Here is a 2,506-nt window from a genome sequence, read left to right on the forward strand (position 1 = left end):
CTCAGGTGCAATGTCCTCAGGTGCATCTGCAATGGTCGCATCAGCCCAGTTTTCAGGTATTGCATAGCTTCCCTCTACATTACCGTAATTAAGGAGATATACAGCAGTCTCAACATCCTTGTCATTCACTGCAGCGAGTATTCCAACTACATCATTTGAAGGTTTACCACCGATATCAGCCCATGGGACTGCAATTTCAAATGTATAACCTGTATCAACATCACTGGCATCATTAAGGCTACCCTGCAAGTTAAGGTTACTGTCTATGTTAATAACATAGCTGTAGTCTTTTCCACTGCCGGTTCCTCTATCATCGATCATTGCTTCATTAAGGTTAATGATGAAATGGTAATCATCAGTCTGCATTGCAGTTCCGCCATTGTTCAGAGTGTCGATGTATAGCTCAATTCCGTCGTCCAGATGCAGGCCACCTTGACCAGGCAATTTCACTGCCTGAAGATTGGTGTCTGTTACATCATAAGCAAGATACAGGTAAGTATCATCATACATTGCCTTTATTATTGCAGTGTTCTCTTTTTCAGATGTTCTGTCGGAATCTCCGTAAATATCAACACCTACTGTATTTTCCCAATCACTAAGATCACCATCAATGGAGACTGTACCAAAAGCAATGTTTAGTTCACTACTTGTTGTTACAGGTTCTTCGATAATTTCAGGCAGTGCATTCACAACTATTGTAACATTGACAGAATCACTCAGTTCATCATCTGTGACTGCGAATACAGTCTCGTAGGTTCCTGCCTCACCACGTGATGGCGTCCAGCTGAATGTTGCTGTGTCTGCATTGAATGTAGCACCCTGTGGAATAGATGTAGCTGAGTATGTAAGCTCATCGCCTTCTGCATCTGTTGCATTTACTGTGAAGCTGATAGTTTCTTCCTCATCTATTGAGACATCAGCAATTGCTGCAAATTCAGGTGCAGTCTTTGCTTCTAAGAAAGTCGCATCTTCCCAATATGCAGGCATTCCATAATTTTCAAGTAGTACATTATCATAGTTCAACACATATCTGCCAACATCAATATCTCTATCATTTACTGCAGCAAATAGTCCAACTATCTCGTTTGAAGGCTGACCTCCGATGTCAGACCATGGAATTGCAACTTCAATAACATAACCTTTGTCTGTGTCACTGTCATCATTAAGAGTACCCTGCAACTTGAGGCTTTTTACTATATTGATAACATAGCTGTAATCTTTACCACTACCAGTTCCTCTATCATCGATTAATGCTTCATTAAGATTTATGATTAAATGATAATCATCAGTCTGCATTGCAGTTCCATCATTGTTGAGCGTATCGATATAAAACTCGATGCTATCATCTAAATGCAAACCTCCCTCTCCAGGAACCTTGAAGGACTTCAGATTGGTATCGGTTACTTCATAAGCAAGGTACAGGTTTGTGTAATCATACACTGCCTTTATTGTTGCAATGTTATCTTTGTCCAGAGTTCTGTCGGAGTCGCCGTAAACTGTTACTCCTGCTACATTTTCCCATTCACTGAGATCTCCGTCAATAGAGGCTGTACCATAGGTAATATTCAGTTCTTCAGTTGCATGTACCTCGATGATCGTGCCGTCCCCTGATGAAACCGGATCATCAACTACTGGGTCCTCTGCCACTGTATCTTCGACTAAGTAGCTTCTGGAAGCTTCCTGAGTGTTACCGTATGCTCCAATGTTGATCCTGCCACCATTTGCAGATTCTTTGCTGTAATCTGAGTCCGGATCTCCTGCATCAATAAGTGGACTTGTTTTAACATCTGTTACCCACACTCCATCAGCCCATCTGCCATTAGTACTCAACAGGTGGTAATCATGAGTATTTTCGTTTGCAAAGGATGGATTTATATTAAGGTTGTTAGTGTAAGTAATTCCGGAACTACTGTAAGTTCCAGCACTGTTACTGTAAACATCATTATATTCAGCTATAATTTTGTGTGTTGAAGGTTCATAGTTCACTATTCCGTAGCCGGAAGAAGATGTTATGACATTGTTTCTAATATAGTACTCTACACCAGTGTATGTTAGTTCAGGCTTGTTATAAAGTATAGAAATACCATTTCCAGTAACATCGTGAATTACATTATTTTCTATTATGGTATTATGGAACCCTGCAGTGGATATTCCACCACCTGGTGCTCTTCCTGTAGTTCCTGTTCCATAAATAATATTATTGTGGATGTATACACCAGTTGATTGAGATTTATCGTTCAGATTCTTGTACGAAACACCGTAATCATAAGCGAGTACATAAATACCAGCATATCTCATATTGTGTATAGTATTATTGTATATCTCAACTGAAGTTACAGGATAATTTCTATCATATGATTGAACGTAAATACCTGCGTAACCACTGCTTGCTTTAGGATAGATAGTATTGTCGTGAAGTTTCAAATTGTTTGTTGCTTCAGCGCGAATTCCCGTATTAATCTGAGTAGACATATCATTGTTGTAGACCTCTACACCATCACAGTAA

At 39.7% G+C, this 2,506-nt stretch carries 1 protein-coding gene; it reads right to left on the reverse strand.

The window, feature by feature from the left end; genetic code table 11:
* A partial coding sequence (locus tag QZZ23_RS05125) for a sugar-binding protein (protein WP_366931318.1) occupies positions 1–2,506 on the reverse strand: 2,506 nt, incomplete at both ends.

The sequence above is a fragment of the Methanolobus sp. genome (assembly GCF_016278385.1).
Lineage (GTDB): Archaea > Halobacteriota > Methanosarcinia > Methanosarcinales > Methanosarcinaceae > Methanolobus.